Annotated in this window: 21 protein-coding genes and 1 pseudogene; 8 read left to right on the forward strand and 14 right to left on the reverse strand. The window is 62.0% G+C overall.

The window, feature by feature from the left end; genetic code table 11:
* Nucleotides 1-85: 85 nt before the first annotated feature.
* The 7 genes from MESAU_RS03505 to MESAU_RS03535 all read right to left on the reverse strand — a co-directional run bounded on the left by MESAU_RS03505 (nucleotide 86) and on the right by MESAU_RS03535 (nucleotide 8512).
* Entirely contained in the window at nucleotides 86-967 is an 882-nt protein-coding gene (locus MESAU_RS03505) for an SMP-30/gluconolactonase/LRE family protein (protein WP_015314671.1), read from the reverse strand.
* Nucleotides 967-1605: a 2-dehydro-3-deoxy-6-phosphogalactonate aldolase gene (locus tag MESAU_RS03510; RefSeq protein ID WP_015314672.1), complete on the reverse strand. Its 639-nt coding sequence runs from the start codon at nucleotides 1603-1605 to the stop codon at nucleotides 967-969. The genes MESAU_RS03505 and MESAU_RS03510 overlap by 1 nt, the downstream gene beginning before the upstream one ends.
* A complete protein-coding gene (locus tag MESAU_RS03515; protein WP_015314673.1) occupies nucleotides 1602-2561 on the reverse strand; it encodes a 2-dehydro-3-deoxygalactonokinase in 960 nt (319 codons plus the stop codon). Before MESAU_RS03515 ends, MESAU_RS03510 begins: the two co-directional genes overlap by 4 nt.
* On the reverse strand, nucleotides 2558-3325 hold the full coding sequence (locus MESAU_RS03520) for an SDR family NAD(P)-dependent oxidoreductase (RefSeq protein WP_015314674.1): 768 nt from the start codon (nucleotides 3323-3325) through the stop codon (nucleotides 2558-2560). The genes MESAU_RS03515 and MESAU_RS03520 overlap by 4 nt, the downstream gene beginning before the upstream one ends.
* 168 nt (nucleotides 3326-3493) lie before the next feature.
* Nucleotides 3494-4843 carry a putative bifunctional diguanylate cyclase/phosphodiesterase gene (locus MESAU_RS03525; protein WP_015314675.1) on the reverse strand — a complete coding sequence of 450 codons (1350 nt, stop codon included), beginning with the start codon at nucleotides 4841-4843 and terminating at the stop codon, nucleotides 3494-3496.
* Between the two features lie 208 nt (nucleotides 4844-5051).
* Nucleotides 5052-7280 (reverse strand): GtrA family protein, encoded by a 2229-nt coding sequence (locus tag MESAU_RS03530; RefSeq protein WP_015314676.1) that lies wholly within the window; start codon nucleotides 7278-7280, stop codon nucleotides 5052-5054.
* Nucleotides 7277-8512, reverse strand: coding sequence for a glycosyltransferase family 2 protein (locus tag MESAU_RS03535; RefSeq protein ID WP_051041327.1), 1236 nt, complete (start codon nucleotides 8510-8512; stop codon nucleotides 7277-7279). The genes MESAU_RS03530 and MESAU_RS03535 overlap by 4 nt, the downstream gene beginning before the upstream one ends.
* 219 nt (nucleotides 8513-8731) lie before the next feature.
* Here MESAU_RS03535 and gshB point away from each other — a divergent pair, with 219 nt between their 5' ends.
* A complete protein-coding gene (gshB, locus tag MESAU_RS03540) occupies nucleotides 8732-9673 on the forward strand; it encodes a glutathione synthase (RefSeq protein WP_015314678.1) in 942 nt (313 codons plus the stop codon).
* A 114-nt stretch (nucleotides 9674-9787) separates the two neighbouring features.
* Here the strand turns inward: gshB and MESAU_RS32170 are convergent, their stop codons facing one another.
* Nucleotides 9788-9919 (reverse strand): hypothetical protein, encoded by a 132-nt coding sequence (locus tag MESAU_RS32170; RefSeq protein WP_280739566.1) that lies wholly within the window; start codon nucleotides 9917-9919, stop codon nucleotides 9788-9790.
* Between the two features lie 112 nt (nucleotides 9920-10031).
* Between MESAU_RS32170 and MESAU_RS03545 the strand changes: the two are divergent.
* Nucleotides 10032-10679: pseudogene (locus MESAU_RS03545) on the forward strand (magnesium chelatase domain-containing protein); the annotation flags it as partial.
* Between the two features lie 52 nt (nucleotides 10680-10731).
* On the opposite strand, the gene MESAU_RS29810 reads toward MESAU_RS03545, so the two are convergent.
* The 5 genes from MESAU_RS29810 to MESAU_RS03570 form a co-directional block, all read right to left on the reverse strand.
* Nucleotides 10732-11628, reverse strand: coding sequence for a toll/interleukin-1 receptor domain-containing protein (locus MESAU_RS29810; RefSeq protein WP_015314680.1), 897 nt, complete (start codon nucleotides 11626-11628; stop codon nucleotides 10732-10734).
* A gap of 1507 nt (nucleotides 11629-13135) precedes the next feature.
* Nucleotides 13136-14452 (reverse strand): hypothetical protein, encoded by a 1317-nt coding sequence (locus MESAU_RS03555; RefSeq protein ID WP_015314682.1) that lies wholly within the window; start codon nucleotides 14450-14452, stop codon nucleotides 13136-13138.
* 76 nt (nucleotides 14453-14528) lie between these two features.
* Nucleotides 14529-15125, reverse strand: a complete 597-nt coding sequence (locus tag MESAU_RS29570) for an HNH endonuclease (RefSeq protein ID WP_015314683.1) — start codon at nucleotides 15123-15125, stop codon at nucleotides 14529-14531.
* Nucleotides 15122-15763 (reverse strand): recombinase family protein, encoded by a 642-nt coding sequence (locus MESAU_RS03565; RefSeq protein ID WP_015314684.1) that lies wholly within the window; start codon nucleotides 15761-15763, stop codon nucleotides 15122-15124. Before MESAU_RS03565 ends, MESAU_RS29570 begins: the two co-directional genes overlap by 4 nt.
* Nucleotides 15764-15892: 129 nt before the next feature.
* Nucleotides 15893-16996 carry an FRG domain-containing protein gene (locus tag MESAU_RS03570; RefSeq protein ID WP_015314685.1) on the reverse strand — a complete coding sequence of 368 codons (1104 nt, stop codon included), beginning with the start codon at nucleotides 16994-16996 and terminating at the stop codon, nucleotides 15893-15895.
* A gap of 415 nt (nucleotides 16997-17411) precedes the next feature.
* Here MESAU_RS03570 and MESAU_RS03575 point away from each other — a divergent pair, with 415 nt between their 5' ends.
* The 6 genes from MESAU_RS03575 to MESAU_RS03600 all read left to right on the forward strand — a co-directional run bounded on the left by MESAU_RS03575 (nucleotide 17412) and on the right by MESAU_RS03600 (nucleotide 22224).
* Nucleotides 17412-18044 (forward strand): hypothetical protein, encoded by a 633-nt coding sequence (locus MESAU_RS03575; RefSeq protein ID WP_015314686.1) that lies wholly within the window; start codon nucleotides 17412-17414, stop codon nucleotides 18042-18044.
* Nucleotides 18044-18718 carry a hypothetical protein gene (locus MESAU_RS03580; protein WP_015314687.1) on the forward strand — a complete coding sequence of 225 codons (675 nt, stop codon included), beginning with the start codon at nucleotides 18044-18046 and terminating at the stop codon, nucleotides 18716-18718. The genes MESAU_RS03575 and MESAU_RS03580 overlap by 1 nt, the downstream gene beginning before the upstream one ends.
* Nucleotides 18719-18803: 85 nt before the next feature.
* Nucleotides 18804-19100, forward strand: a complete 297-nt coding sequence (locus MESAU_RS03585; protein ID WP_015314688.1) for a hypothetical protein — start codon at nucleotides 18804-18806, stop codon at nucleotides 19098-19100.
* Nucleotides 19090-20025 (forward strand): TIR domain-containing protein, encoded by a 936-nt coding sequence (locus MESAU_RS03590; RefSeq protein WP_015314689.1) that lies wholly within the window; start codon nucleotides 19090-19092, stop codon nucleotides 20023-20025. The genes MESAU_RS03585 and MESAU_RS03590 overlap by 11 nt, the downstream gene beginning before the upstream one ends.
* A gap of 61 nt (nucleotides 20026-20086) precedes the next feature.
* The gene (locus MESAU_RS03595) at nucleotides 20087-20899 is read left to right on the forward strand and encodes a thermonuclease family protein (protein ID WP_015314690.1); all 813 of its coding nucleotides are present in this window, start codon (nucleotides 20087-20089) and stop codon (nucleotides 20897-20899) included.
* Nucleotides 20900-20913: 14 nt separating this feature from the next.
* Entirely contained in the window at nucleotides 20914-22224 is a 1311-nt protein-coding gene (locus tag MESAU_RS03600) for a HEPN domain-containing protein (RefSeq protein WP_015314691.1), read from the forward strand.
* Between the two features lies 1 nt (nucleotide 22225).
* Here the strand turns inward: MESAU_RS03600 and MESAU_RS03605 are convergent, their stop codons facing one another.
* Nucleotides 22226-23794: a recombinase family protein gene (locus MESAU_RS03605; RefSeq protein ID WP_157163620.1), complete on the reverse strand. Its 1569-nt coding sequence runs from the start codon at nucleotides 23792-23794 to the stop codon at nucleotides 22226-22228.
* Nucleotides 23795-23798 lie beyond the last annotated feature (4 nt).

Raw genomic sequence — 23798 nt, forward strand, 5'->3', positions numbered from 1 at the left:
GCTTTCGCGAAATCGACGCGCGCCGGACGCCTGCGTGACAGCGCCAGGATTGAGACCAAGGCCTCGGGGCTCGCGTCCGGCAATGTCAGGCGATCAGGACGCGGGGTTCCAGGCGGCCATTGACAGGAATGTCGAGCATGAAGGTCATGCCGCCCTGCAGGTCGAGCAGACGCTGCTTTTCATTCTTGCCCGACCAGGCCGAGGTCACGGCCAGCCGATCGGCATTCCTGCCGACGAAGGCCGGGCAGGATGGCTGCGTCACCGGCATGGCGACCGTGCGGACGAGCTCGCCGTCCGGCCCATAGGCCTCGATGACGCTGCCACCCCAGACGGCGTTCCACAGGATGCCGTCGCGGTCGAGCACAGAACCGTCGATATAGCCCTTGGCCGAGCGGTGATCGACGAAGATCTTCGGCTCGCCGACGGGCAGGCCGGTCGCCGGATCGCAGGCAACGCGCATCAGCAATCCGGTCGAGGTGTCGGTGTAGTAAGCAAGCGCGCCGTCTGATGAAAAGCAGATCGAGTTCGAGACGGTGATATCCGAAAACAGGCGGCGCAGTTCGCCTTTGAAAAACCAGTAGATCGAGCCCGCGCCCTTCTCCTCGCCCTTGCCCATGGTACCGACCCACAAGGCACCGCAGGGATGGACGCGGGAATCGTTGGATCGGGTGACCGGGTTGTCGGCCTCGATGGCGGTGTGCAGCGTCATTCCGCCGGTGGCGACGTCGCGGACAAAAAGCCCGGTTTCGGTGGCGATCAGCTGTCGCTTGTCATCGATGATGGCGATCGCGCTTGCCATCTGGCCAAGCTCGTGGATTTTCAGCGCACCGCCGGCCAAGGGCTTTTCCAGGAGCTGGCTATTGACGATGTCGAACCAGAACAGCGCATCCGTGCCGGGATCGTAACTTGGCCCTTCGCCGAGTTGGCAGACATGATCGGAAAAGACGGAAACGATCGGTTCACTCATCATGCTTCTCCGAATACCGCGTCCCAGGCAGTGACGGCTGCGTAGGCGCGCGCCGACACATCATCGACGCTCATGCCTGGCTTGAACAGGCTGGAGCCGAGCCCGAAGACCGTGACGCCAACAGCCTTGTAGCCGGCAAAGTCCTTCTCCGAAACGCCACCGACCGCGCCGACCAGCGTCTGCGCCGGCAGCACCGCCCGGACCGCGGAAATGCCCGATGCGCCGAGCACGCTGGCGGGGAAGAATTTCAGCGCCGAGGCGCCGAGCCGGATCGCCTGGAAGGCCTCGGTGGGGGTGAACACGCCGGGCATGGTGACCATGCCGTAATGCGCGGCGCGGCCCATCACCTCGGCATCGATGTTGGGGCTGACCAGCAGTCGTCCGCCGGCCGCGTGAAGACTATCGACGTCGGCCGCGGTCAGCACCGTGCCGGCGCCGACCAAAGCTGTCTTCGGCAGCACTTGAACAAGCCTGGCGATCGACGAAAACGGCTGGGGCGAATTGAGCGGCACCTCGATAGCCTCGATGCCGGCATCGAACAATGCCTGGCCGATGGCGATCGCCTCGCTTGCCTTGAGGCCGCGCAGGATGGCGACCAGACCGCGCTTGAGTTTTGGAAAGGGTGCGGTCTCGGTCATATGGCGGCTCCACTTCTGGCAATCATGCCATTCTCCCGCGCGGCCTCGATGAGACCGGCGCGTACAGCCTCGTCCGCGTCGACTGTCCGCACACCAAGCCCGGCAAGGCCGAGGGCGGCCTGGTAGAGCCCGGCCAGCGCGCCCGAGGCAACCAGCACGACCGATGTCGCGCCGGCGCCATGCCGGCGCCGGGCCGACGCGATCTCGCCGCCGATCAGCAAGCCGGACAGGCAGGCGGCGGCATTATCGGCCTGGAGATCCTGGAGCAGGCCGGCGGCGCGGATGGCAAACAGCCGAGAGGTGACATCGCCGCCATCGCCTAGCGCTGTTTCGCACCAGCGGCGGAAGAACGGATTGTCTGGAGCAACCGGGCTTGGATGTTCACCCAGCGAATGGCGCAGGATCGAGTGCGCGGCAAGCACGGAAAACAGCTCGCCCGTCGGCCAGGTACCGAAGCCGGCGACGGCGCCGTCCTCGACCAGCACCCATTTCGAATGCGTGCCGGGCATGCAGACCAGTTCGCGGCCCTTGGCCGGCAGGCCGGCGCCGGCAAGCTGCGTCTCCTCGCCGCGCATGACATCGGGCGCGTCGGCCAGGCGCTGGGCAAGGCCGGGAACGATTCGGATGTCGCGCTTCTGCCCGGGCACCCTAGCGGCGCCGCCGAGAATGGCACCGAGCGGCGACGGAACGCCGACATAGGGCGCCTCCAGCCAGCCCTGGCGGGAGCCGGCCATGCCGCAGATGATGACTGGCAATTCCTCCGGCGCGCCCATCGCTGCCAGATGGCCCTCCAGAACGTTGGCGAAGCCCTTTTCGCGCGCGGTGATCAGGCCATCGTCGCCGCGCCGCTCGGCAAGCACCTTGCCGCCGCCGTCGATCAGCCAGGCCCGAAGCCGGGTCGTGCCCCAATCGAGCGCCGCGACTGCCGGCACGCTGCTGGCAAACCCCGGGCTCACAGGAAACCTCCATCGACGATCAGCATCTGCGCGGTCAGCATGCGCGAGGCATCCGAGGCCAGGAACAGCACCGTGCCGACCATGTCGTCCGGCCGCATGACGTCCCTGATGCACTGCTTGGCGACATGGGCGGCAAGCGCCTGTTCAGTGACCCAGAGCTGCTTCTGCCGCTCGGTGATCACCCAGCCGGGCGCGATGGCATTGACGCGGATGCGGTCGGGCCCGAGCTTGCCGGCCAACCCCTTGGTGAGGCCGAGGATGCCGGCCTTGGCGGCGGTGTAGGCCGGCAGGTCGGGATGATTGATCAGATAGGACGTCGAGGTGAAATTGATGATTGAGCCGCCGCCGGCGCGCTTCATGCCCGGCGCCACCGCCTGCGCGGTGAAGAAATGCGGCCGCAGGTTGATCGCCTGGTTATTGTCCCAGAACTCCACCGTCACGTCTTCGACGGCGTGACGTTCGTCCCAGGCGGCGTTGTTGACCAGCACGGTGACGTCGCCATGCGCTTCGGCCGCCTTCGCGGCGGACGCCCGCAGTGCTTCGATATCGCGCAGATCGGTCCTGAGATAGAGCGGCCGACGGCCGAGCTCTTCCTCGATACGGTCGGCGAGTGCGATGCTGGGCTTGTCGGCGATGTCGATGAAGGCGACCTTGGCGCCCTGGCGCATGAACCCTTCGGTCAATGCCGCGCCGATGCCGGAGCCGCCGCCGGTGATCAGCACCGAAGCGCCTTCGAGGTCGGCAAAACGCGCCGATGGCATCATGATTTTTCGTCTCCCGGGTCAACCGGCGCGCATCCTAGCCAGACACGTCCGGCGGGCAAGGGCGAAAAGACCGATTTCGGGGCTTATGTCTGACAAAAAGGCGATCGCGCCCCTGCGCGACCCGCCAAGCGGCATCGCCGCATCGCGGGCAGGGCCGAAACCTGCCGCTCAGATCGCCTTGGCGCGCAAGGCGCCACGGAAGGAATCACGGAGGTAGCCCAATGTCGCGTCGGCATCGGCCGGCTTGCCGAACAGATAGCCCTGCCCGCCGGCGCAACCGAACTGGACCAGGCGATCGGCCTGCGCCTCCTCTTCGATGCCTTCGGCGACCACGTCCATGCCAAGCCCTTCGCACATGGCGAGGATGGCGCGGATGATGTGTTCGGACGGCCGGTCGTCGAGAATGGAGGAGACGAAGGCGCGGTCGATCTTGAGCTTGTCGAAATGGAATTCGCGCAGGCGGCCGAGCGAGGACTGGCCGGTGCCGAAATCGTCGAGCGAGACACGAATGCCGACGCGGCGCAGATCCTCGACGATCTGCGCGGCCGAGGCCGGGTCGTTCATCAGGCCGGTCTCGGTGATCTCGATCTCCAGCCGGCGCGGGTCGAAGCCGGTACGGTCGAGGATCGCCAATATGTGCAAGCCGGTGTTCTGGTCGACGAGCTGCGAGGGCGACAGGTTGAAGGACAGGAACAGGTCTTTCGGCCAGCTCCTGGCGGCCTCCGTGGCCTTGCGCAGCACAAGCTGCGACAACGGGCCGATGATGCCGCGCTCCTCGGCGATGGGGATGAAGACGGTCGGCGGCACCGCGCCGAGGTCGCGGTCTGTCCAGCGCGCCAGAGTCTCGAAGCCGATGGTGCGGCGCGTGGTGAGATCGACGATCGGCTGGAAATGCGGCTCCACCTCGCCGGCCGAGACGGCGCGGCGCAGCGCCTGCTCGATGCGGGTGACGCGCTTGGCGGCCTCCTCCATCTCGCGGGTGTAGACGACGACGCGGCCGCGGCCGGAACGCTTGGCATGGTAGAGCGCCGTTTCGGCCTTGTTGATGAGGATCTCGGTGGTCTCGTCGCCGGAATAGAACAATGAGCAGCCGACCGAGGCCGAGAGCCTGGCGGTGCGTTCGCCGACATCGTAGGGCGCCGACAGGATCTCGATCAGCATGCGGGATTTTTCCGCCGCCGCCTCCTCCGAGAACACCAGCGGGTAGAGGAAGGCGAATTCGTCGGCGCCGATGCGGCAGACCGTCGAATGGCCGTCCATCGAGGCGCGCAGCCGCATCGCCACCTGGATCAGGATGTCGTCGCCGGCCTTGTGGCCGAACAGGTCGTTGATCGGCTTGAAACCATCGAGGTCGAGAATGCCGACGGTGAAGGGTGCGGGATCGTCGGAACGGTCGCTGATCAGGCGGTCGACCTTGTCGAAGAAGCGGCGATGATTGCCAAGCCCGGTCAACGGATCGGTGAACGCCAGATCCGTGCTTTCCCTGTTTGCCTGACCGGTGCCAAACGGAGTTTGCATCGGTGTCCCTGTTCGTCCCTGCTTTTGTCGTCGGAATTTATTTTCCAGACTGGCAGCAAACCCTTTAGGAAACGTATCCCACGGACCGATTTTTGTGGCCGGAGCATGATCCCGAAAAGGGGTCCGGCTTTCGCCGCGAGCGGTGCCCAAACCGTAAGCCGGATAGCTTCGTGAAGCCGGCTACAAGATCCGTCAAGCGCTTGGATTTTCAGCCGTTTGGCTTGACGCGATACAGTTCCAAGGGTCTTCCCTTGGTCTCCGCCACCGGCTCCAGCCAGACCGGCACGTCCCCGCTCATCAACCTGGCCAGGAAACCGTCCGGTGCCCTGGCCATGAGCAGGCGGCTTTCCGCATTGCCACGGCAGAGTGCGACAAGGCCGACATGATGCCTTTCGACAACGGTTCTGGCATCGGCATCCGAGCCCAGCAAGGCATCAAGCGCGACCAGATTTCCGGCGACGTTGCGGTGGTAGAGTCCGGCCAGCACGCGGTGACCAGTAAAGGCCAGTATCGGCGAGCCAAGATTCGAGAGCGAAAGCACGGTTGTGGCCGGCATCCGGCTGAGCGCCGCGAACGATGCCTTGCCGAGGCAAGCCGTGTCTGCGGCATTGGCACCGGTGGCAGCCGCGTCGGTTTGGAAAGCACTCGACGCCGCCCCGGCAGCGCCTGCCCAGATTGCATTTACCGATATCAGCCAGGCCGCGGCCATCCTGAGTGCGGCGCTGTTGGACGGACTGGTTTGCGCACGCTGCCGCCAGCAGGCGATCCATGCCGCAAGCGGGATCACCGCGAAGGCGATGGAGAAGGTCGAGCCGCGAACTTCCCAGGCGCTGACCAGGAACGCCATAACCAGCAGCGAGCCGACAAGGCTGTCCTGCCGACGCCAGCCATGGCCGACGCGGAGCGCCATCAGGATGATGGCCACCAACGGCGTGGCAAACCGTGCCACCGCTCTGGCCGGATCATTGGTGACGATCTGGAACAGCGGCTGCGCCTCGTCGATATGGCTGAGCCACATCTCCTTCAGGCGCGGATCGAGGTTGGCATAGGGCGAGGCCAGGCATTGCGGGAATAGGAATACAACCACAGCCGCAAGGGCTAGCCCAAGCAGGCCGAGCGAGGCCAGGCGGCCGGCGACGGTGGCACTGGCGGCCTTCCACGAGGCGATGGCCGCCAGCCCCGCGCCGGCAAGTCCGGCGACGGCGAACTGCACAATCGAAAATGTGTCGCACTGTGCCTGGGTCCATGCGGATGCCGGGACGGTGGCGACGAAGACGAGAGCCGAAACAGCGGCGGCGCCCAGGCCAAAGTCCCTCGCGGTCAGCCTTTCCCGAGCACCATTGCCAAGGAACAGCAGCGCGACAGCGGCGCCAAGGGTTCCGGCGTAGGGAGCGCTTTCCATGCCGATGGCCACGCTCAGCGTGGCGCAGATGCCCGAAAGCAAGGCGGCCGGCCGCAGCAAGGGAGCCTCGAGCAGCAAGGCAAGGCTCGCCAGGATCAGCGTCAGCTGCACATTGTGATGATCCAGCGAACCTGGGGAGAAAATGCCGAGGTAGTAGAGCGCGGCGCCACCGACGACGGCGGCGGGCAGGACAGCGTGGCCGCCGGCGAAAGCGCGCGCGGCGCGGATGAGGAAGAAGACCGCCAGCCAGAACAGCAGGGCAGGCCAGGCCACCTGCACGATCTGTTCAGCCAGGGCGACGTTGCCCGTCAGGGCCGATACGGCAAGGACGCCAAGGGCCAGCGGCGCGTCGAGCAGCCGCGACCAATGCATGACGAAGCCGCCGTCCAGTCCCATCCTGTACTGGTGCAGGTCGAACCAGCCCTGGCCGGCCAGAAGATCGCGGACCTCGACCAGTTGCAGCAGGCTGTCATTGTCGCCCGCCGGGTTGGCCAGTTGCGGAAATCCGGTCACGGCATAGACCGTGAGCGGCACCAGGGCCGCGAGCAGCGCCGCCAGCATGTCCGCCCGCCAGGAGGGACGGGCGGTGTCCTTGGAAGGCGTCGCGGCATGTCCAGCGGTCATTTTGCCGGGATAGCCGTGGCCGCGCGCCGGAAACACCCAAAGCCTCGAAACCAGATAACTGATGGTGCTTGTCACGACCGTCAGCGCCGACATCGCGACGGGCGACAGGCCGAAACGCGTCACCGCCACCTGCGAGACGAGGCAGGCAAGAGCGGCGCATCCGGCTTGCAGGGCAAGATAGCGCGGGAACGCGACCTTGTGATCGTGTTCCGCACCGAACGTCCAGCCCCGCTGCGCCCGATAGGCAACGACGAACGCCGTCGCATAAGCGACGGCACTGCCGGCGAACGGCGGAACGCCCAGCGAAACCAGCAGCCACGAGAGCGCGAAAAACGATCCCGCCGCACCGATGCCCACCACCATGAAGCGGAACGGGCGCGCCTGGACAAGCGCCGGCAGCACGTCGGTCATTGCTGATCGCGTGCCGTCGCTTCCCGCGACAGCCCGGCCTTCAGCCGCTTGACAGGGATCTCCAGGACACCGAGCAGGAATGCCGAAAAGAAGACCTGGAACGAAATGACGATCAGGCTCAAGCCCAGCACGACGATGCGCGGAATTTCGGAATCGTTCAGCGGACCGAAGCCGAGATGGGCCCAGCGCGCCACGGCATAGAGGAAGAACAGGAAGCCGGCGGCAAAGCAGATGCCGGCATTGGCGGCGAGACGGTCGGTGCTGATGGTCCTGGTCAGCCAGTCCGACCCGCGGCTTGGCGGCAGGATGCCGGTGATTTCGGCATAGTATCGCGAAATGGCACCGAAGGTGATGAGCTGGATGCCGGTGACGATCATGAAACAGGCGGCGACGAAGGTGTTGAGATCGAGCGAAAGATTGTCGACCACCCGCAAGGGGCCGAACACCAGCAGCGCCGCGAACAGCGTGCCGAGGCCGGAAAGCACCGCCCCTGGAATGAAGAACATCCAGCGCGGATTGTAGACCAGCAGGAATTTGAGATGCCGCCAGCCGTCGCGCCAGGTCCTGAGATGCGGCGGCCTGCTGCGGCCGTCGGGCTTGAGCGTGGTCGGCACTTCCTCGATGCGCAGCCCGGCAAGCGCGCTGCGCACCACCATTTCGCTGGCGAATTCCATCCCGGTGGTCTGCAGATCGAGCTTCCTGATGCTGTCGGCGTTGAAGCCGCGCAGGCCGCAGTGGAAGTCGCCGGTCTTGATGCGGAAGAACAGGCGGCCGACGAAGCTCAGCACCGGATTGCCGAGATAGCGATGCAGGGGCGGCATGGCGCCAGCCTCTATGCCGCCGCGGAAGCGGTTGCCCATGACCAGGTCGGCGCCGCCGCGCAGCCGGGTCACGAAAGCATCGAGCGCAGCGAAATCATAGCTGTCATCGGCGTCGCCCATGATGATGAAGCGGCCCCTGGCGGCGGCGATGCCGCCCAGAAGGGCCGCGCCATAGCCCTTCTGCGCTACCGGCACGACACGGGCGCCGCCCTGGGCTGCGATCTCCCGCGAGCCGTCGGTGCTGCCATTGTCTGATATCAGCACCTCGCCCGCTATGCCGGATTGGTCGAGAAAGGCCTTGGCCTTGCCGATGCAGACGGCGAGCGTCTCGGCCTCGTTGAGGCATGGCATCAGGATGGTGAGTTCGAGCTGCTGGGCCGAGGCTGCGCGGACGGCAGTGAGCGCGTTCATGATCGTCGTTCCATCGGGTGCCCGGCGCTGCGTCAGGTCGGCCGGCTGCATTCGGAGCCTACCGTCGCACGGCAAGGCTTAAGAAAGCGATGATGTCAGTCCTCGCCTTGTCTGCAACCGGCAGGCGCGCCTTGCTGATCCCAATGTTCAAAAGGTCGCGATTGGCAGAACGCGCCGCGACGCTTATATCGCTTGCGTCGACTATGCTGGGGACCTGCCATGAAGTTGAAAATCGCCGTCCAGATGGACCATGTCTCCACCGTGTCGATCGCCGGCGACACCTCGTTCGCCCTGTCGCTGGAGGCGCAGCGGCGCGGTCACCAGCTGTTCCACTACACGCCCGACCGGCTGTCGATGCGCGACGGCAAGGTGTTTGCCCGCGTCGAGGAGATGACGGTGCGCGACGAAAAGGGCAGCCACTATTCGCTGGGCGAAAAGGTGCGCACCGACTTGTCCGAAATGGACGTCGTCCTGCTGCGCCAGGACCCGCCCTTCGACATGAACTACATCACCACGACCCACATCCTCGAGCGCATCCATCCAAAGACGCTGGTCGTCAACGACCCGGCCTGGGTGCGCAACAGCCCGGAAAAGATTTTCGTCACCGAGTTCCCGGACCTGATGCCGGACACGCTGATCACCAAGGATCCGCTCGAAGTCGCCGCCTTCCGCAAGGAATTCGGCGACATCATCGTCAAGCCGCTCTACGGCAATGGCGGCGCCGGCATCTTCCACATGCTGGAAGCCGACCGCAATCTCGCCTCGCTGCTCGAAATGTTCGGCCAGATGTTTCGCGAGCCCTATATCGTGCAGCGTTACCTGAAGGATGTACGCAAGGGGGACAAACGCATCATTCTGATCGACGGCGAGCCGGTCGGCGCCATCAACCGGGTGCCGGCCGAGCACGACTCCCGCTCCAACATGCATGTCGGCGGCCGCGCCGAGAAGACCGAGTTGACGACACGCGAGCGCGAGATCTGTGCCCGCATCGGGCCGTCGCTGAAAGAGCGCGGCTTCATCCTGGTCGGCATCGACGTCATCGGCGACTACATGACCGAGATCAACGTCACCTCGCCGACCGGCGTGCGCGAGGTCAAGCGCTTCGGCGGCGCCGACATCGCCAGCCTGTTCTGGGACGCGGTGGAGGGGAAGCGGACATAATTTGTTTTCAGTTTGTGTTAACCATGTTCCGCTTTTGCAGCCGGGTACAACCGGCGCGCAACCTGTGCGGCTGCCGGTTGCGCCAATGTTCCCGATTTGATCAAGGGTGGCGCCTCAAAGCCGGCGCTGTTCGCGCTCCCTGAGGTCAGCCGTCTGGGCCAGGACCCAATCCCGGAACAGCTTGATCTTAGGCGTGTTGCGGCGGCTTTCGGAATGCACCGGCCAGTAGCCGCTCCATGCGCTCACCTCACTTGTTCCTGTAATGTTCTTGCCCTGGGCTGAAATCTGTGGTTGTCTTGCGTTGACGTCGCTCGCGGCCCGTTAAGGGGCAAGGGCGAGCCGGCAGCGGGGGCAGACAATGGTGGCGCGGGTTCGTACGGTCGCTTTCCAGGGCATCGAGGCAGTGCCGGTCGACGTGCAGGTGATGATCGCGCCCGGCAAGGTCAACATGCATATCGTCGGCCTGCCAGACAAAGCGGTGGCGGAAAGCCGCGAGCGGGTGCAGGCGGCCTTGCATGCGTCGGGCCTGTCGATGCCGTCGAAGAAGGTGACCGTCAACCTGGCGCCCGCCGATCTGCCGAAGGAAGGCAGCCACTACGATCTGCCGATCGCGCTCGGCTTGATGGCAGCCCTTGGCGCCATTCCGGGCGACATGCTGGCTGGCTATGTCGTGCTGGGCGAGCTGTCGCTCGACGGTACGATCACCGCCGTTGCCGGTGCCTTGCCGGCGGCGATCGGCGCCAATGCCGAAGGCAAAGGGCTGATCTGTCCCTTCGCTTGCGGGCCGGAAGCGGCCTGGGCGGGGCGGGAATTCGACATTCTCGCGCCGCGCAGCCTGATTGCGATCGCCAATCATTTCCGCGGCACACAGGTGCTGTCGCGCCCGGAGGCCGGCATCCGCGCGGCGGCGCGCGACCTGCCCGACCTTGCCGACATCAAGGGCCAGGAGACGGCGAAGCGGGCGCTGGAAGTGGCGGCCGCCGGCGGACACAATCTGCTCATGCTATGTACGAAAGACCCCCACTTCAGAAGCTGGATCAGTTGTTGGAGCGTGGCCTTCAGTTGGCATCCTTTCCGCCCTCGGGGCTATCTGGAGAGTTTCGGGCCTCAAGCTGGCGTAATCTATTTCTTAAGACGCGCCCACGTCCTAAATTGAGTTCTCCCCCAAGGTACTCAGCGACCCTCCTAAGACGATCCGCCACAGGATCAAGTCCTTCAATCTCGGGGTGCTTCTGCGTCAGAGTTTGTAACTCCACGGCACACTCAAATAAGTCTTCCCACACTCTATGATCTCGATCTGGAAAGTTTCTTTCATTGGCCAATGTCCGCCGTAGGTAAGAGACTGGCAAAAGCTCTTCTGGTTGCGAAAGCAGCTTTGTTTGGTTTCGATTTAACACAAGAAGTTCTTGAAGAATTGCATCAAAAGCCTCAATGCCGCCAGCAGTCCCTTTAGCAGCAGGTACCTTTGTTGTCTCCTCAATACCTGCTTTCAATTCTTGCTCGATGCTGGGCCAGAGACCGTCTATAGATTTCTCAATGCGATCAACTGGAACAGCCTCATTTCCTACGCGCTCGTTGATGTCTCTGAGTAGCCGCTTGAAATCGCTTATTTCGGCAGTGACCGCGTTGAACTGCGTAAGCGGTGGCGGAAGTTCGGAGGGTTTGACGCCTACAAGGAAGGGTGCGACTTGGGCATCTCCGACCGATTTAGAAAGCGCTCCAGCCTCGAATAAGATCCATGGGGCAAGCAGGTTGGACGGAGTTAGGCATAGAATACCAAAACTGTCCTTTGCAAGTTCATCGGTCAAATCGGCTTGCCAACGCCCACCCTTCTTTAGGTCCTCCGATGAAATGAATGGCCTCACACTCTGCAAGACGACAGGAAGCCATGTGTAGAGTGCTTTGGCGATAAGATGGCTCTTTGGACCTGACCAACTAATAAAGACGTTTGGCATGTTCGCTTCCCCCAAATCTGACGCATTAGCTTATAGGAAGAAACTTGCAAGAGAACCCCTGTGCGAACTTGGCACGCGAACTATCCAAGGCCATGCGAAACTCCCCGGGGGCGCGATGGACCGAAGTCCTGCCTCATCCATTCTGGGATACGCCGATCGGAGATGATGCCTTGCAGGTCTCGGGCCATCTTTCGGGCAGATTTGTTTCTTTTGCCCCGGTTCCTGTACCGATGCTCCCCTGCTTGAACGTAGGCCCGAAAGACCTGACGCCGGTCCTCTCGAGCCAGTCGGATGCCATGCGTCGGTTCGCCTCAGAGGCGATCCAGCGGTATCTTGCAGGGTCCGCCCAGGCGTCACCTTAGCGGTGATCGTGGTGAGCCCGAGGTCCTGACTGGCTCGGCACGGTGCCATCCGTCAATCAAGATAAAGCCCTTGGTTTCATCCGTTGGGTCCACCCGCGCAATGGTGACCGGAGGAACTCGACCCCAGCTTCATTTTTTCCGTGTAGTCCTTGACGTCCCCAGCTTTCGTGTTCGTGCTGATTTGTGTTGCTGGGTCCAGTATGAGGCCATCAAGGCGAACGCTTGTGATTGCGCGGTTGGTGAGATGATGGCTCATTACGCTTGACGTCCTTCAGTGCTGGTAAGTCGCTTTGCAGTACGTTCGGCAACTCATGCCTATCAACGATTAATTCGACAGCGCGCTCTATCGCCTCGCCAACGTGCCTCAGGACACGGCCGCGTGACCTCGGGTAGACGTGAAGCTCGGTCGCGCCGGAACCGTCTCCCCACCTCTTGTGCGTCCCTGAAGCTATGCGATGAACCAGCTTCGCAGCCTGAACGCGCTTGAACTCCGCCTTTAGGTCCGCTTGGGGGTCGTCCCGAACAATCATCTCGATCGCGAGCCAAGCCGCCACCACCCTACGAGGGTCCACTGCGGCCTTTCGGAGCCTCGCCCAAGCGGCCTTGGCGCGGTCCTGAGGAGACAGCCCGCGAAGCCTGAACGCCTCCACATGCGGCCCTGAGGTCTGCATCAAGGTGGCCACGCGGTCGACCGCATTGGCGACGTAGGGGTCTCTCAGGTTCGCTTCGATCCATGACAGTGCAGCGTCCCGGTAAGGGTTGATCTCTCGAGCTCCGTAGGACGTCTTATAGGGGCTCCCGTGACGCGCGTAGTGATCGGCATGGGAGCGGCAGAACCGCGTGTCCAGTCCGTCTCCTGTGCCCGCGCGGGCCGGCCTGCCGCACCCGACCACACGGCATCGGGTGAACATCGCGCTGGGTTCTGAAGCACGGGATTTGACCTCGGCCCTGCGTTCACGCTTGCGGATCAGCTTCGCAGTCAATCTCGGGTCCCCCTGAGGGGAGCCCCGGGTGAATACCTATGGGACAGTGAGGGTTCACATGATGGAGAATGGAGGGAGATCATGGACAGGATAGATACCTAAATGGACATGGGTGTAAGGGACTGAATGTAGCGATAGCCCTCAGGATGTAGGGGCGATTGGTCATAGGGCCTCGCCCCCTGACTGGGTGACAATCCCTTCGACACCTGTCATCCGCCGGAACACGGAGAGCATCACCTCCCTCGCCGTCGCAGCGGCGGACGCAGGGACCATCACGGCGTCATGGATCGGTAACGCTGTGATCCCTCTGGCCTTCATGATCCGCAACACCTCCACCATGATCTGGCTTTCGATGAACTGGACGTCGTGACCAAGTCCGCGATGAAAGCGATCCCTGATCAGTTCGTGCTTCTGCTCGATGGCCGCGACCACCTCGGCGATCTTGTCACCCCGGCGAAACAGCTTGCGTGTGTCCTGGGGGAACCTTTCAAGAGGCTTCTCGGCGAAGATCATCGCACTCATGACACGCTTGATCCCGTCGCGCTGCTGAACGTAGCCCCACAGGTGGTAGAGGTCGTCCGAGGTCGGCTTGTGCCCTGCCATACCGTAGAGGATGCGAGCGCCAGCCTGACCGTAGTCCAACTCGACGGCCTTCTCGCCGCTGATGCGCAGGCCGGTCTGTCTCTCATCTTTGCGAAGTTGTTGCCAGAACCCGCCGAACAGCCTGCCGCCCCTGTCAAAGCGACCTTGTGTGAACACCCGCCGCAGTCTTCGGTCCCGCAGGGCGATGGGCGTGTGAGGCCATGCGATGCCAATCCAGTCGAACTTGAGGTCGGCTTCATGGAGCCACTGGTTGATCTCGGCCATCTGCGTCCGGTAGCCGTCGGTCGCACCATCGTCCGGGTAGTCGAGACGCTCGCCGTCGTCCCAGAAATCGGCGCGGTCCTTCAACCTCTTCAGAATGATGGTCTCGCCGGTCTGGTGCGTATCCAGATCGTCAAGGTCGACCTCGTGTTCGGCGATGCGGTCGAGGAGCCGCTGTCCCGGCCGGATGACAGTGGACCGGGATGCGCCCTGAACGTCGGCGGCGATGTCTTGCTCGACGTATGCCATCTCCGGCTTCGACAAGAGGTCGAGGATGGCCGGAAACGCTTTGCTGTAGACGGCAGGCCGATAGCGGCTCTTCGCCCCGAGAACACGGTTGGAGCGGGTGACGAAGATGCCTGATCCGCCGACCAGTTGCCCATGGATGAGGTCCGACAGTATGGCCTCGACCGTTTGCTCGAACGTCTCTTGGTCTCTGGGGCGCCTCTTGTTGCGCCTGAGGCCGAAACGATCCTCGTAGGTAGAGAGGAGCCCTATGGCTTCCCTGACGATGCCCTTGGAGTTCTCCGAGGCGGCAAAACGGTGGGGATTGAATGGGCGGTCGCGTCCAACGTCCTCGTCTTCCGATCCGCCGACTGTAATACGCTGATCCATTCACTTCCAAACACGGTCAAACTGGCCACCCCGCACTGACGGGGAGGCGGGCATCTATCAGGGAACGACGCGAGCCTCAAACAACAAATGATGGTCCATCAGCGTCGGGGCCAATCCAGTCATTCTGTTTGCGTGTCGAAGCGCGGCTGCGGATGATAGCGGCGAGGTCGTCAGCCTCTCTCATCAGCTTGAACACCTCGGAGCGGATTTCAAGAAATCGACTTAGCTCGGCGTGCGTGTGGTGCCTCATGTCGTCAGAGGTAATTGGCGCGGGGTCTGCCATGCTGAGGAACCTCTCGAAGTTGGCCACCCGCTCATGCTCGTCAGGCGGCGCCAGCAATCGCAGCCAGTCGCGCCATGGCTTCTGTCCCTTCCTCTCGTTGCAGGTGCGGCAACATGGGACGAGGTTCCTTATCCGGTGCCCGTGCCCTGAGAACTCTCCAGCGATCACACGGTTGAACACATGATCCCATGTTTGGGCCGTGTGCCCACAGTACGCGCAGACCAAGTCGCCATCAGGGTCCTGACCGAGGTCGCGAAGGGCGGCTGCAACCTCTTCTCGCGAGAACTCGTCATACGGCGCCAGGGCGGAAGCGAAGGCATTGGAGAACGTACTCTTCCGCTGCATGATGCTCTGGTGTCGGAGGTACTTCTTGACGCTGTCGAGCCTCATGACGCACGGCCCTCGGGCTCGTCGAGAGGGACGAGGCGCTTAGCCAGCTTTGCAAGCGTCGACCGGGAACAGTTGGTCGCCCTCACTATGGTGTTCCAGCTCTGCCCTTTCCGCAGCATTTCCAAGATGGCCTGGTTGCGCTCTGCGTCCTCGGGGCGACCCTTCATGCGCCCCTCGGCCTTCGCCTTGGCGATCCCTTGAGCCTGCCTGCGGCGTCGGTCGTCATAGTCCTTCCGGGCGATGGCGGCGAGCATGTCGAGCAGCATCCCGTTGATCGCGTCGAACATGCGCCCGGTGAATGCGTCCTCGCTCTTCATCATCATGTGCGAGGTCGGCAAGTCCAGCGCCACGACCTTCACCTCTCGGTCCTTGATCTCTCGCTTGAGTTGGTCCCAGTCCTTGTCAGACAGGCGGCTCAGCCGGTCGACCTGTTCGGTGAGCAGAATGTCGCCGGGCTTGCTGTCCCTCAGCAACCGAAACAGCTCCGGCCTGTGCAATGATGCGCCGCTCTCGTTCTCCTCGTAGGTGGCCGCGAGGGTCAGCCCTCGCTCCTTGCAGAACGCCTCCAGGTCTCCTCGGGCGCGCCCCGCGTCCTGTTCCTTAGTCGAGGCCCTGAGGTAGGCTCGAATGAATGTCATGGTGCCCTCCAGTTCGGTTTGACTGGTTCGCTAATAGATGGTTCGGTATGACTGGTCAAGGGGCATTTATCGAACCAGCCTCGATCCGGTTCGGAAAGGGCACACCTGAGAGAACCAGTCGTGAGGGCGTCAGTTGAAAAGTCGCCGCTTCAGTTCTGTACAGGCCCCTTCAAGACCCGGGAACATCGACGCGGCAGTAATACCCATGAGGCGAAGCTCCCGCTCGACGGTTTCGCGTTCAGACCTCAGCAGATCAAACACCCGCAGGAAACGATAGCCAGTGTCCGCCTCTCTGGCTCGGATGTACGTCTCGATGTCGTCGACGTTCGTCACAGTCGAGAGCGACTGTTGGGGTATGGCCCGCTCGTTCTCGATCGCCAGCGCCTCAAGAAGGGAAAAATGCGGTCTACACAGCGTCAGGTACTGAAGTTGCGGATAGCGGGCTGCCCACTCTCTGCGGTCGAACATCAGGATGCGAACCTTGCGGCTGTCTGCGCTGGGACGCGGATCGCCCGTGAAGGCAAAATACGCGGCAACAAATGGCGAATGGGACCAGTCCAAGAGAGGTGTTGGAAATCCGTGGTGCTGGGCAAGGTTGAGAAACGCCCCCATCTGGCGCGGGTCGTTGAGATCGAACAAGTGCCGCGTCTGAGCGGTCAGAACACGGTGAAGCATCGGGACGTCCTTGAAGAGGTAAAGCAAAAGGTCCTTGCGCCGAGTTCTGTGAAACGCCGTCCTGAGCCTATGCCCCATGCTCTGACCACGAAAAATGAACCGATCGGGCTCAAGGTTGGTCGCGAACTTCTTGAACTGCGCCCAGGTCCTGATGCCTCGTTCGCCCTTATAGGTCGAGGGCTTGGCGGCCTTGCTGGGCCATAGGGTGGCTGTTCCTTGCGTTCCCGCACTGGAGGTCCAGGTGATGTTCAAGGTGCGCTGCCCAGCCTGCAGGGTCATTTGCACAGTCGCGGGGAAGGTGACCCCGGGGAAACGCGCGGTTGCCTCTGCCAAGGGCATCAAGCGCGCCTCGGTGGGATGGAGTAGCTCGACCGGAAGGGTAGCCGTTTGCCGAGCGACGTTGCCGGGAAGGTCGAACCTCACCAGAACTCCCGGTAGGCCGGAAGCGTCGTAGGCATAGGCCGAACCCACGACGCGCTGGCCTTGCCTATCGGCATCGAACACCACCTCGCCGCTGTTTGTGCCTTGGAAACTCCCCTGCCACTGTCCGTACAGCATTCCCACCCCCGCATCTCCCGGGACCATTGTGTCCCATAGTCGGCAACTCCGACAAGCCCTCGACCCAGGTGGGCAGGGGTACGGGGGGATCATTCCGCGTGCCGTTCATTCGATCCCCCGCTCGAAAGTTTGCGCCAAACATTTCGACCTCCCAAATCGAGCCCGATGGCAAACAAAAGGCGGGTGGAGGGTCTGGGACCTTAACTCCGACCGGCCGGATGAACATGGAGGTCACCCTGCGGCTGACCTGACGCAGCTCTACGCGGCCGACCTTATCTCGATGTTGACCACTCCCAAAACGAAACGCAGGATCACCAGAGGGCACATCGCCTAAGAGTTGCCCCAGACTGTTCATTGTGCAGTTGATCCGTCGTACAAACTTGCTACTACTGTTGCGCTTTGGCGGGGCCGAACAATGACCAAGAAACTGATACTGCTTTGGGCTATTGCGCTGCTGCTTTTTTCTGATCCGGTTCGCGCGGAGAATAACTGTTCCTGCCCAACCGTTACGGCCGACGGCAGGGGAGACAGCAGTTGTTCGGCGGCTGAAGCCTCGGGTCAGTGTACGATCGACTTTAACATCTTTCCGCCTGAGGCCGAGCAGCGTGCGTTCGATCTCCTGAAATCAGCCAGCAAAACTCCTTTGTCTTTGCCGCCTGCCGGCGAGAACAGCGTCGATGCCATGTATACGGCCAGTTCAAAAGGTCAAACCGTCGAGGTGCTGCTCGTGTATCTCGCGGTTGCTGCTGCTGCCCAAGCTCAGTCCCATCCTGGGACCATCGATACACAGGCTCTCGGAGAGGTGGCAACGCTGGTCAGCGACGTGGGCAAAGATGCCCTCAAACAGGCCTTCAGCGGCGAGACGGCCAAAGAGTTCTCTGCAGTGAAGGCACTGCCCCCGGGGGACATTAAGAGCCTCGTCATACTTAGTGACCAAGGCCTCACTGTTTCGCCGGGCTGCGTCGAAGTGAATAAGAACGGACTTTGGGTGATGTTCAAGGCCAACTGGAGCCCTGCGGCTCTGGCGCCGGGCTGCGGGGCTAAGTGATGTCTGGCCTCCAGCAGTTGGTGGGTTTGATCGTGTTGGCCTTGATTGCAGCAGGGGTGATCATTGCGGTGGACTACCGCACCGTTCAACCCAAAGCACCCGTCGATGACCGGGTCCTGGCCTGTTACGCCCTAATTCCAGCAGATCGGCAGGCAGGCCTCCACTTCAAATACGAGCCCGACACCAAAACCGCCACAGTGGATGTAGACGCCGAGGAGACGACCAAAAGGCCGACCAATGAGCAGTTGGATACTTTCATCCAGTGCCTTCATGTGTTCATCAAAGATGTGCGGTTGGCCACCGCGAGCCAACCAGCGGCCCCGCTTGGCGAGGTTGCAGATCACTGGTCTGCTTCGGGGCAAGTTGGCCTAAAGCTGACACTGATGCCGGGCAGCAATAACGAGGTTCTGAATAACCTTCGTTTTGGCCCGGCCAGCGGCAACAAGTCCGACATCGTCGCGGCGTGGTGCAAGGGAGCTGCAGCCTGCGTCAAATGCGACCCACAAGAGCCTACCCCCCAAACACTCGAGGTCCTCGTCAGCTTGCTGCCGGGCAGCCACACGAACAAGGTTCAGATGCCAGGGTCTTGGGAGACGCCAAACCAGGCAAAGCCGTGGCAGCTTGTGGACCGGAAGGGTCGGAGGTTCTTCTACGAGTGCGGGCAAGCGAGTTAACGAGCTGTCGCGCCTGACAGTTCAGCGGGTCTCTGCTTCTGTCTTGAGCGTTGGTATGCGACATTGCTAATTCGGAGGGGGTACGATGATCAAAATAACAGGGCTCGACAAGCTGACCAAGACCCTTGAGCAAGCTCAAAGGGCTCTCAAGGAAGTCGACGGCGAACTGGGGACCGTGAGCTTCGATCCGCAAGACCCGGCGAGTATTGAAGCCGCGATACAGGCCGTCGAGACAATGATTGACCAGCGACTTGGTCGCTATGAGACGAACCCCGTGATTGCACCTCTGATCGAAGGAATGAAGGAGCAATACAGGCAGGGGATCTTGGACCGTGCCGCTGAAGCAAGACTTGGGACCGGCGGAGAAGTCGATGGCGACTGACCTCTTCAAGGAGATGAAAAACGCGCTGCTTGATCTCCAGTCATCACAGTTTCAAACATACCAACGGCCCCTCAAGACACTGGCCCGCCTGTTGCAAAATCCCGACCTTGCCGAGGTCAACGCCAAACTGACCGAAGGCCTCGATCTCGACAAGTTCCTTGGGGCCCAAACGACGCGCGGGGGCCTCGTCGGCTCCGATACCTTCGATTGGCCAGACGACCCCCGAGAGGCGCTTGGTCTGACGCTACTGATGATCTTGAGGTTCGCCGAGAAGCCCGAGTTGATGCTCACCTTCGGCCATAGCTACTATCACTCTGGCAACAAACTCAGCGACGCTGTCCACTCAGTAGTGCGGCAACTGCTGATCCCGTTCTTGCGTGACTACAAGTCCTACGTGGAAGGCGGGGACGACGGCAGCGTCCGGTTGGTGTTGCCGGCAGCTCATAACGGCCGGGAGGCGCGATTGACTGGGGCGGGCTCAAACAAGGTCTTCATCGTTCACGGTCACGATGATGACGCTCTTCATGGCCTCGCAAGGTTTCTTGAGAGGCTCAAACTGGAGCCGATTGTCCTGCGAGAGCAGCCCAACCAAGGGCGAACGATCATCGAGAAGTACGAAGACATCGCCGGTGAGGTAGGGTTTGCATTGGTGCTGCTTACGCCCGACGACGTCGGTGCAGCGAAGGCCGCGACTGAACAGAACCAGCGGGCCCGTCAGAACGTGATCTTTGAGCTTGGTTATTTTGCCGGACACCTCGGCCGTGGACGGGTATGCCTGCTCCGCAAAGGCAGCGTTGAAATACCGTCTGACCTCTATGGCGTTCTGTACATTGACCTGGACCCCTCGGAGGGGTGGAAGTCAAAACTCGTTCAGGAAATGAAGGCAGCGAAACTGGACTTTGACGCCAACCGCATGTTCGGCTGAGCATCTTGTTCACACATAGCCGGCTACCCAGTATTGTGGCGGCAGGGGGTGGGCAAACGAAATGGAGCCCGAGGACGACCTGAAGTCCCGTATCGAGGCTGCACTGGTTCGCGGCCGAGTGAGCCAATGGCAACGGCAATTCCTCCTCGACATGCACGCGCGGCTGGCGAAGTACGGTCCACGCACCCGGCTGAGCGCAAAGCAGTGGGCAAAGCTCTATGAGATCATAGGCCCCGCACCGCCAAGCACTAACGAGCCGAGGCATGCGCGCCCGAATAGGCCCTCGTCGTCGCCGCACTGGCGACCTCGACGGTCGCGAAGCCCACTCGCTCGCGAGGCTCGGTACTTTGCGGCGAGGTTCACCAGAGCCTTCGGCTTTGCCCTGGCGCTGGTCGTCGGGTCACTGATCTATTCATACGTCGAGAAGGGCGGACACATCTCTTGGCCCACGATGCCGTCCTTCGCGAGATCAGGCACAGGAGACAGGGTGCCGCTTGCCAGAACGGAGTTCACCATTACGGACGGCGACACCATCCGCCTCGACGGCTCCGCGAAAGGAACCCGGCTGGTAGGCTTCAATGCGCCGGAGAGCATCGAGCCGAGGTGCGCTGTTGAGGCAGACCTTGGCCAGAGAGCGAAGGCGCGCCTCACAGAGCTGGTGGCGTCCGCCAAGCTCGAACTGCAGATGATCCCGTGTTCCTGCGCAACTGGCACTGAGGGCACCGACCGCTGTAACTATGGGCGAAGTTGCGGCTCGCTGTTCTCCAACGGGCAGGACGTGGGTGACGTGCTGATGTCGGAGGGGTTGGCTGTACCGTTCATCTGTGGCGCTACAAGCTGCCCGCCAACGCCTCGGCCGTGGTGTGCATCCTGAGAGCAACACAAATCATGGGCAAAATCGCACAACCATCCTTCAAGCCGAAACGACGAGCTGACCGGACGGTCCTGAGGAAGAGGCGTTATCGCGGTAAGCTTGCGGCCAATGGGCAGGCGGTCGATGTCCGGTTCTCCCTCTCCGCAAGAGCGGATTGCAGGCTCCGGTTCAAGTTCGACGCTTTGAATGGGCGAAGCTTCCTAATTCTCGCGCAGACCATGGGTAAAGCAGGACAGCCAAGCGAGCGCCTGAGCCTCGATGCATACACCAAGTCGGGGGACCGCATTACCTCCGACACTTTGTCCCTGACGGGATACCGGGTGAACGATGATGGCCATTTCATAGAAGTGAACTACCTGACTGCGACGGTCTCGCAAGTCATGAAGGATGCGGCACCTAAGCCCATGCTGAGGCTCTGGTTTCGTGGGTTCTCATCCTTCAGGAACTCCCCTACCAAAACGCCTCTGGGGACGTTGGCTGTCTGGGGTTCCTCTGACGGCTCACGCGCCGACGAGATGTCGGGGTGTGTGACGCTCATGGCACCCATCGAGGCGCCTGGGTCAAATTGGGTTGCCGAAGCAGATCAGTTCCTTCGTCACATGCATCAGGGTCTCGCGTTTGCTCACGGCGCGCGCCTCCAGACGCCCAGACTGGACTACGTCGAAGGCAAGACCTTCAATACCACGTTCTTCAGCGGTGTCGGCTATCAACAGGAGTTCTCGGTACAACACTTCTTGAACCATGACCCCTTCATTGCGGCATTGGTCCGGCGCTACTTCGAGGAAGGTCCAGTTCCTGAAGTTATTTGGATAGGTCTACGATGGATGCAGACCGGCACGACCGTCAACGAGGTTCGGTTCCTGACCGCAATGACCGCGCTGGAAACGATCATCGAAACCGTCCTGCCTGCAAAGAAAGGAAGCACAGTCCCCAAATCCGAGTTCAACGCTCTCCGCGATAAGCTTGTGGAAGTGGTCGATAAGGAGGACGGTCTTACCGGCGACCAAAAGGAAATCTTCACTGAGCGTATCAAGGGCATCAACCAGAAGCCGTTGTCGGCCAAAATCGATGCCTTGTTCGATCACTACGGGATGTCACGGCAAGACTTCGGTATGGATGAGATTGTGTCGCTGGTGAAGCTACGGAACACGCTCGTCCATACGGGTGTGTTGCCTGACGAGATTGACATCTGGGACCGGATCATTCTGGTGCGCGAACTCGTCACGCGGATTTTGTTGAGCGAGATCGGCTTCAAGGGTCGCTATTGCTGCTACATCGGGGGACAGCACGACAGGGATTTCCCGGAGACGCCCCAGCTTCCCTAACTCAAGCGTCCTCTTTGGCCCACGCATACGTGATCCCGGTCGTTTCCCCCGGGGCATGCTTCCAATGGAACCGGAGACGTCCGCTCAGCCAGTCCACCTCAACATTGGTGAAGAGCTGCCTCAGAGTGGCGTTGATCAGCGCGATGTCTCGTTGCTCGGCTTCAGCCGCGTCGACAAACTGCGCTGCAGTCACCTGGACGCGGTTTGTAAGGGTGTCAGCTATGCGCCGCTCAAGGTCCGCGATGGTGCGCTGGATACCCTCCCTCGCCGCTTCGTTTTGGCGGAGCTTGTCAAGCAGCGCCCGTGATGACTGCTCCCCCAACTTCGTGATGGCTCCAACGAGCAGTTCAATCTCATCGCCCACTGCCATGTCGGCGGCGGTCGCCCTCTCCCATTCGCTCTGCAACGCCTCGTCGGTCGCCGGCAGCGACGCATTTAGCCATCCAGCGTTCCCGATGATTGCCGCCTCGATACCGTCGATCCGAACCTTGTGGCGATAGTCACATCCGCCCTTGGCCTTCGCCGTGGTGCAAACCAAGTAGGGCCTGCCGCCCTTCTTGCCGCCCTTGTTCACACGGGTCATGGTGGAGCCACAGCCAGGGCACTTAGCGAGCCCCGCGAGGATGTTTGCTGGCCCCCCGCTGTTGCTCTCTCGGACGGCTCGCCCGCTGGAAAGGGCATTGACCCTCTCGAACACCTCACGGTCCACCACCGCCGGGAAATACCCCTCCACGGTCTCGGTCGGAATACGCTGTCTCTTCGCACCGACCGTCTCGACGCGGTGAGGGGTGAACGCTCCGATGGTCGAGGCGTCGGAGAGCATCTTCTTGATGTATGTCCGGTGCCAGTGGCTACCCCGACCAAACACCGGGACGCCTTCCTTGTTGAAGGTCTCGGCAATCGTATGCTGGCCCTTGCCCGCCAGCGTCATGTCAAACACCCTGCGCACGACATCGGCCCGCTCCGGTATCAGGTCAAAGCCTGTTCGGTCGTCCCTCAGGCGCATCCATCCGGGGCACAGCGCTGACAACGGCTTGATGGCCGCATTCTTCCGTTTGTTTCCCCATGCATCGCGCAGTCGCCGTGCCTTGGTCGCGCTCTCTTCGTTCGCCCTTGCAAAGTACATGATCGACGCGAACAGCATCATAGTGTCTTGGTTGAGCGTTTCCTGGGTGTACGTTCTGCCGTCGCTAAGCGTGACGACATTCACCCCCGCATCGACGATGTCTTCCAACGTTCGAAGCGCCTTGCGCGGTGCCTCTCTGGATACCCGGTCCAAGTTCTCCACCAGAAGGTATGATCCTTGGGGCACGTCCCCGGATTTCACATACGAGAGGAACTCGCCCAGCATACCGTCTGCCACATTGCCACCCCGGTAGGCGGACTTCCCCAAGTCGTGGAAGGTGAACTTGGTGTCCATCTCAAAGCCATGCAGCGCAGCATACTTCTCTGCCGCCTCGGTTTGTCGTCGGAAGCTATCCCCCTTGGCTTGCTCCGGGGTTGAGAAGCGGACGTAGGAGTAAGCTTTGGGGCGGTTGGCAAGGTTGGCGCGAGGGGTGTGCTTGATCATGTCG

Origin of the sequence: Mesorhizobium australicum WSM2073 (genome assembly GCF_000230995.2) — a bacterium.
GTDB classification, from domain to species: domain Bacteria; phylum Pseudomonadota; class Alphaproteobacteria; order Rhizobiales; family Rhizobiaceae; genus Mesorhizobium; species Mesorhizobium australicum.

Excerpts from the sequence above, each read along its gene's own strand:
- MESAU_RS03505 (WP_015314671.1), bottom strand. The coding sequence starts at position 967 with ATGAGTGAACCGATCGTTTCCGTCTTTTCCGATCATGTCTGCCAACTC.
- MESAU_RS03510 (WP_015314672.1), bottom strand. The coding sequence starts at position 1,605 with ATGACCGAGACCGCACCCTTTCCAAAACTCAAGCGCGGTCTGGTCGCC.
- MESAU_RS03520 (WP_015314674.1), bottom strand. The coding sequence starts at position 3,325 with ATGATGCCATCGGCGCGTTTTGCCGACCTCGAAGGCGCTTCGGTGCTG.
- MESAU_RS03525 (WP_015314675.1), bottom strand. The coding sequence starts at position 4,843 with ATGCAAACTCCGTTTGGCACCGGTCAGGCAAACAGGGAAAGCACGGAT.
- MESAU_RS03530 (WP_015314676.1), bottom strand. The coding sequence starts at position 7,280 with ATGACCGACGTGCTGCCGGCGCTTGTCCAGGCGCGCCCGTTCCGCTTC.
- MESAU_RS03535 (WP_051041327.1), bottom strand. The coding sequence starts at position 8,512 with ATGAACGCGCTCACTGCCGTCCGCGCAGCCTCGGCCCAGCAGCTCGAA.
- gshB (WP_015314678.1), top strand. The coding sequence starts at position 8,732 with ATGAAGTTGAAAATCGCCGTCCAGATGGACCATGTCTCCACCGTGTCG.
- MESAU_RS29810 (WP_015314680.1), bottom strand. The coding sequence starts at position 11,628 with ATGCCAAACGTCTTTATTAGTTGGTCAGGTCCAAAGAGCCATCTTATC.
- MESAU_RS03555 (WP_015314682.1), bottom strand. The coding sequence starts at position 14,452 with ATGGATCAGCGTATTACAGTCGGCGGATCGGAAGACGAGGACGTTGGA.
- MESAU_RS29570 (WP_015314683.1), bottom strand. The coding sequence starts at position 15,125 with ATGAGGCTCGACAGCGTCAAGAAGTACCTCCGACACCAGAGCATCATG.
- MESAU_RS03565 (WP_015314684.1), bottom strand. The coding sequence starts at position 15,763 with ATGACATTCATTCGAGCCTACCTCAGGGCCTCGACTAAGGAACAGGAC.
- MESAU_RS03570 (WP_015314685.1), bottom strand. The coding sequence starts at position 16,996 with ATGCTGTACGGACAGTGGCAGGGGAGTTTCCAAGGCACAAACAGCGGC.
- MESAU_RS03575 (WP_015314686.1), top strand. The coding sequence starts at position 17,412 with ATGACCAAGAAACTGATACTGCTTTGGGCTATTGCGCTGCTGCTTTTT.
- MESAU_RS03580 (WP_015314687.1), top strand. The coding sequence starts at position 18,044 with ATGTCTGGCCTCCAGCAGTTGGTGGGTTTGATCGTGTTGGCCTTGATT.
- MESAU_RS03585 (WP_015314688.1), top strand. The coding sequence starts at position 18,804 with ATGATCAAAATAACAGGGCTCGACAAGCTGACCAAGACCCTTGAGCAA.
- MESAU_RS03590 (WP_015314689.1), top strand. The coding sequence starts at position 19,090 with ATGGCGACTGACCTCTTCAAGGAGATGAAAAACGCGCTGCTTGATCTC.
- MESAU_RS03595 (WP_015314690.1), top strand. The coding sequence starts at position 20,087 with ATGGAGCCCGAGGACGACCTGAAGTCCCGTATCGAGGCTGCACTGGTT.
- MESAU_RS03600 (WP_015314691.1), top strand. The coding sequence starts at position 20,914 with ATGGGCAAAATCGCACAACCATCCTTCAAGCCGAAACGACGAGCTGAC.
- MESAU_RS03605 (WP_157163620.1), bottom strand. The coding sequence starts at position 23,794 with ATGATCAAGCACACCCCTCGCGCCAACCTTGCCAACCGCCCCAAAGCT.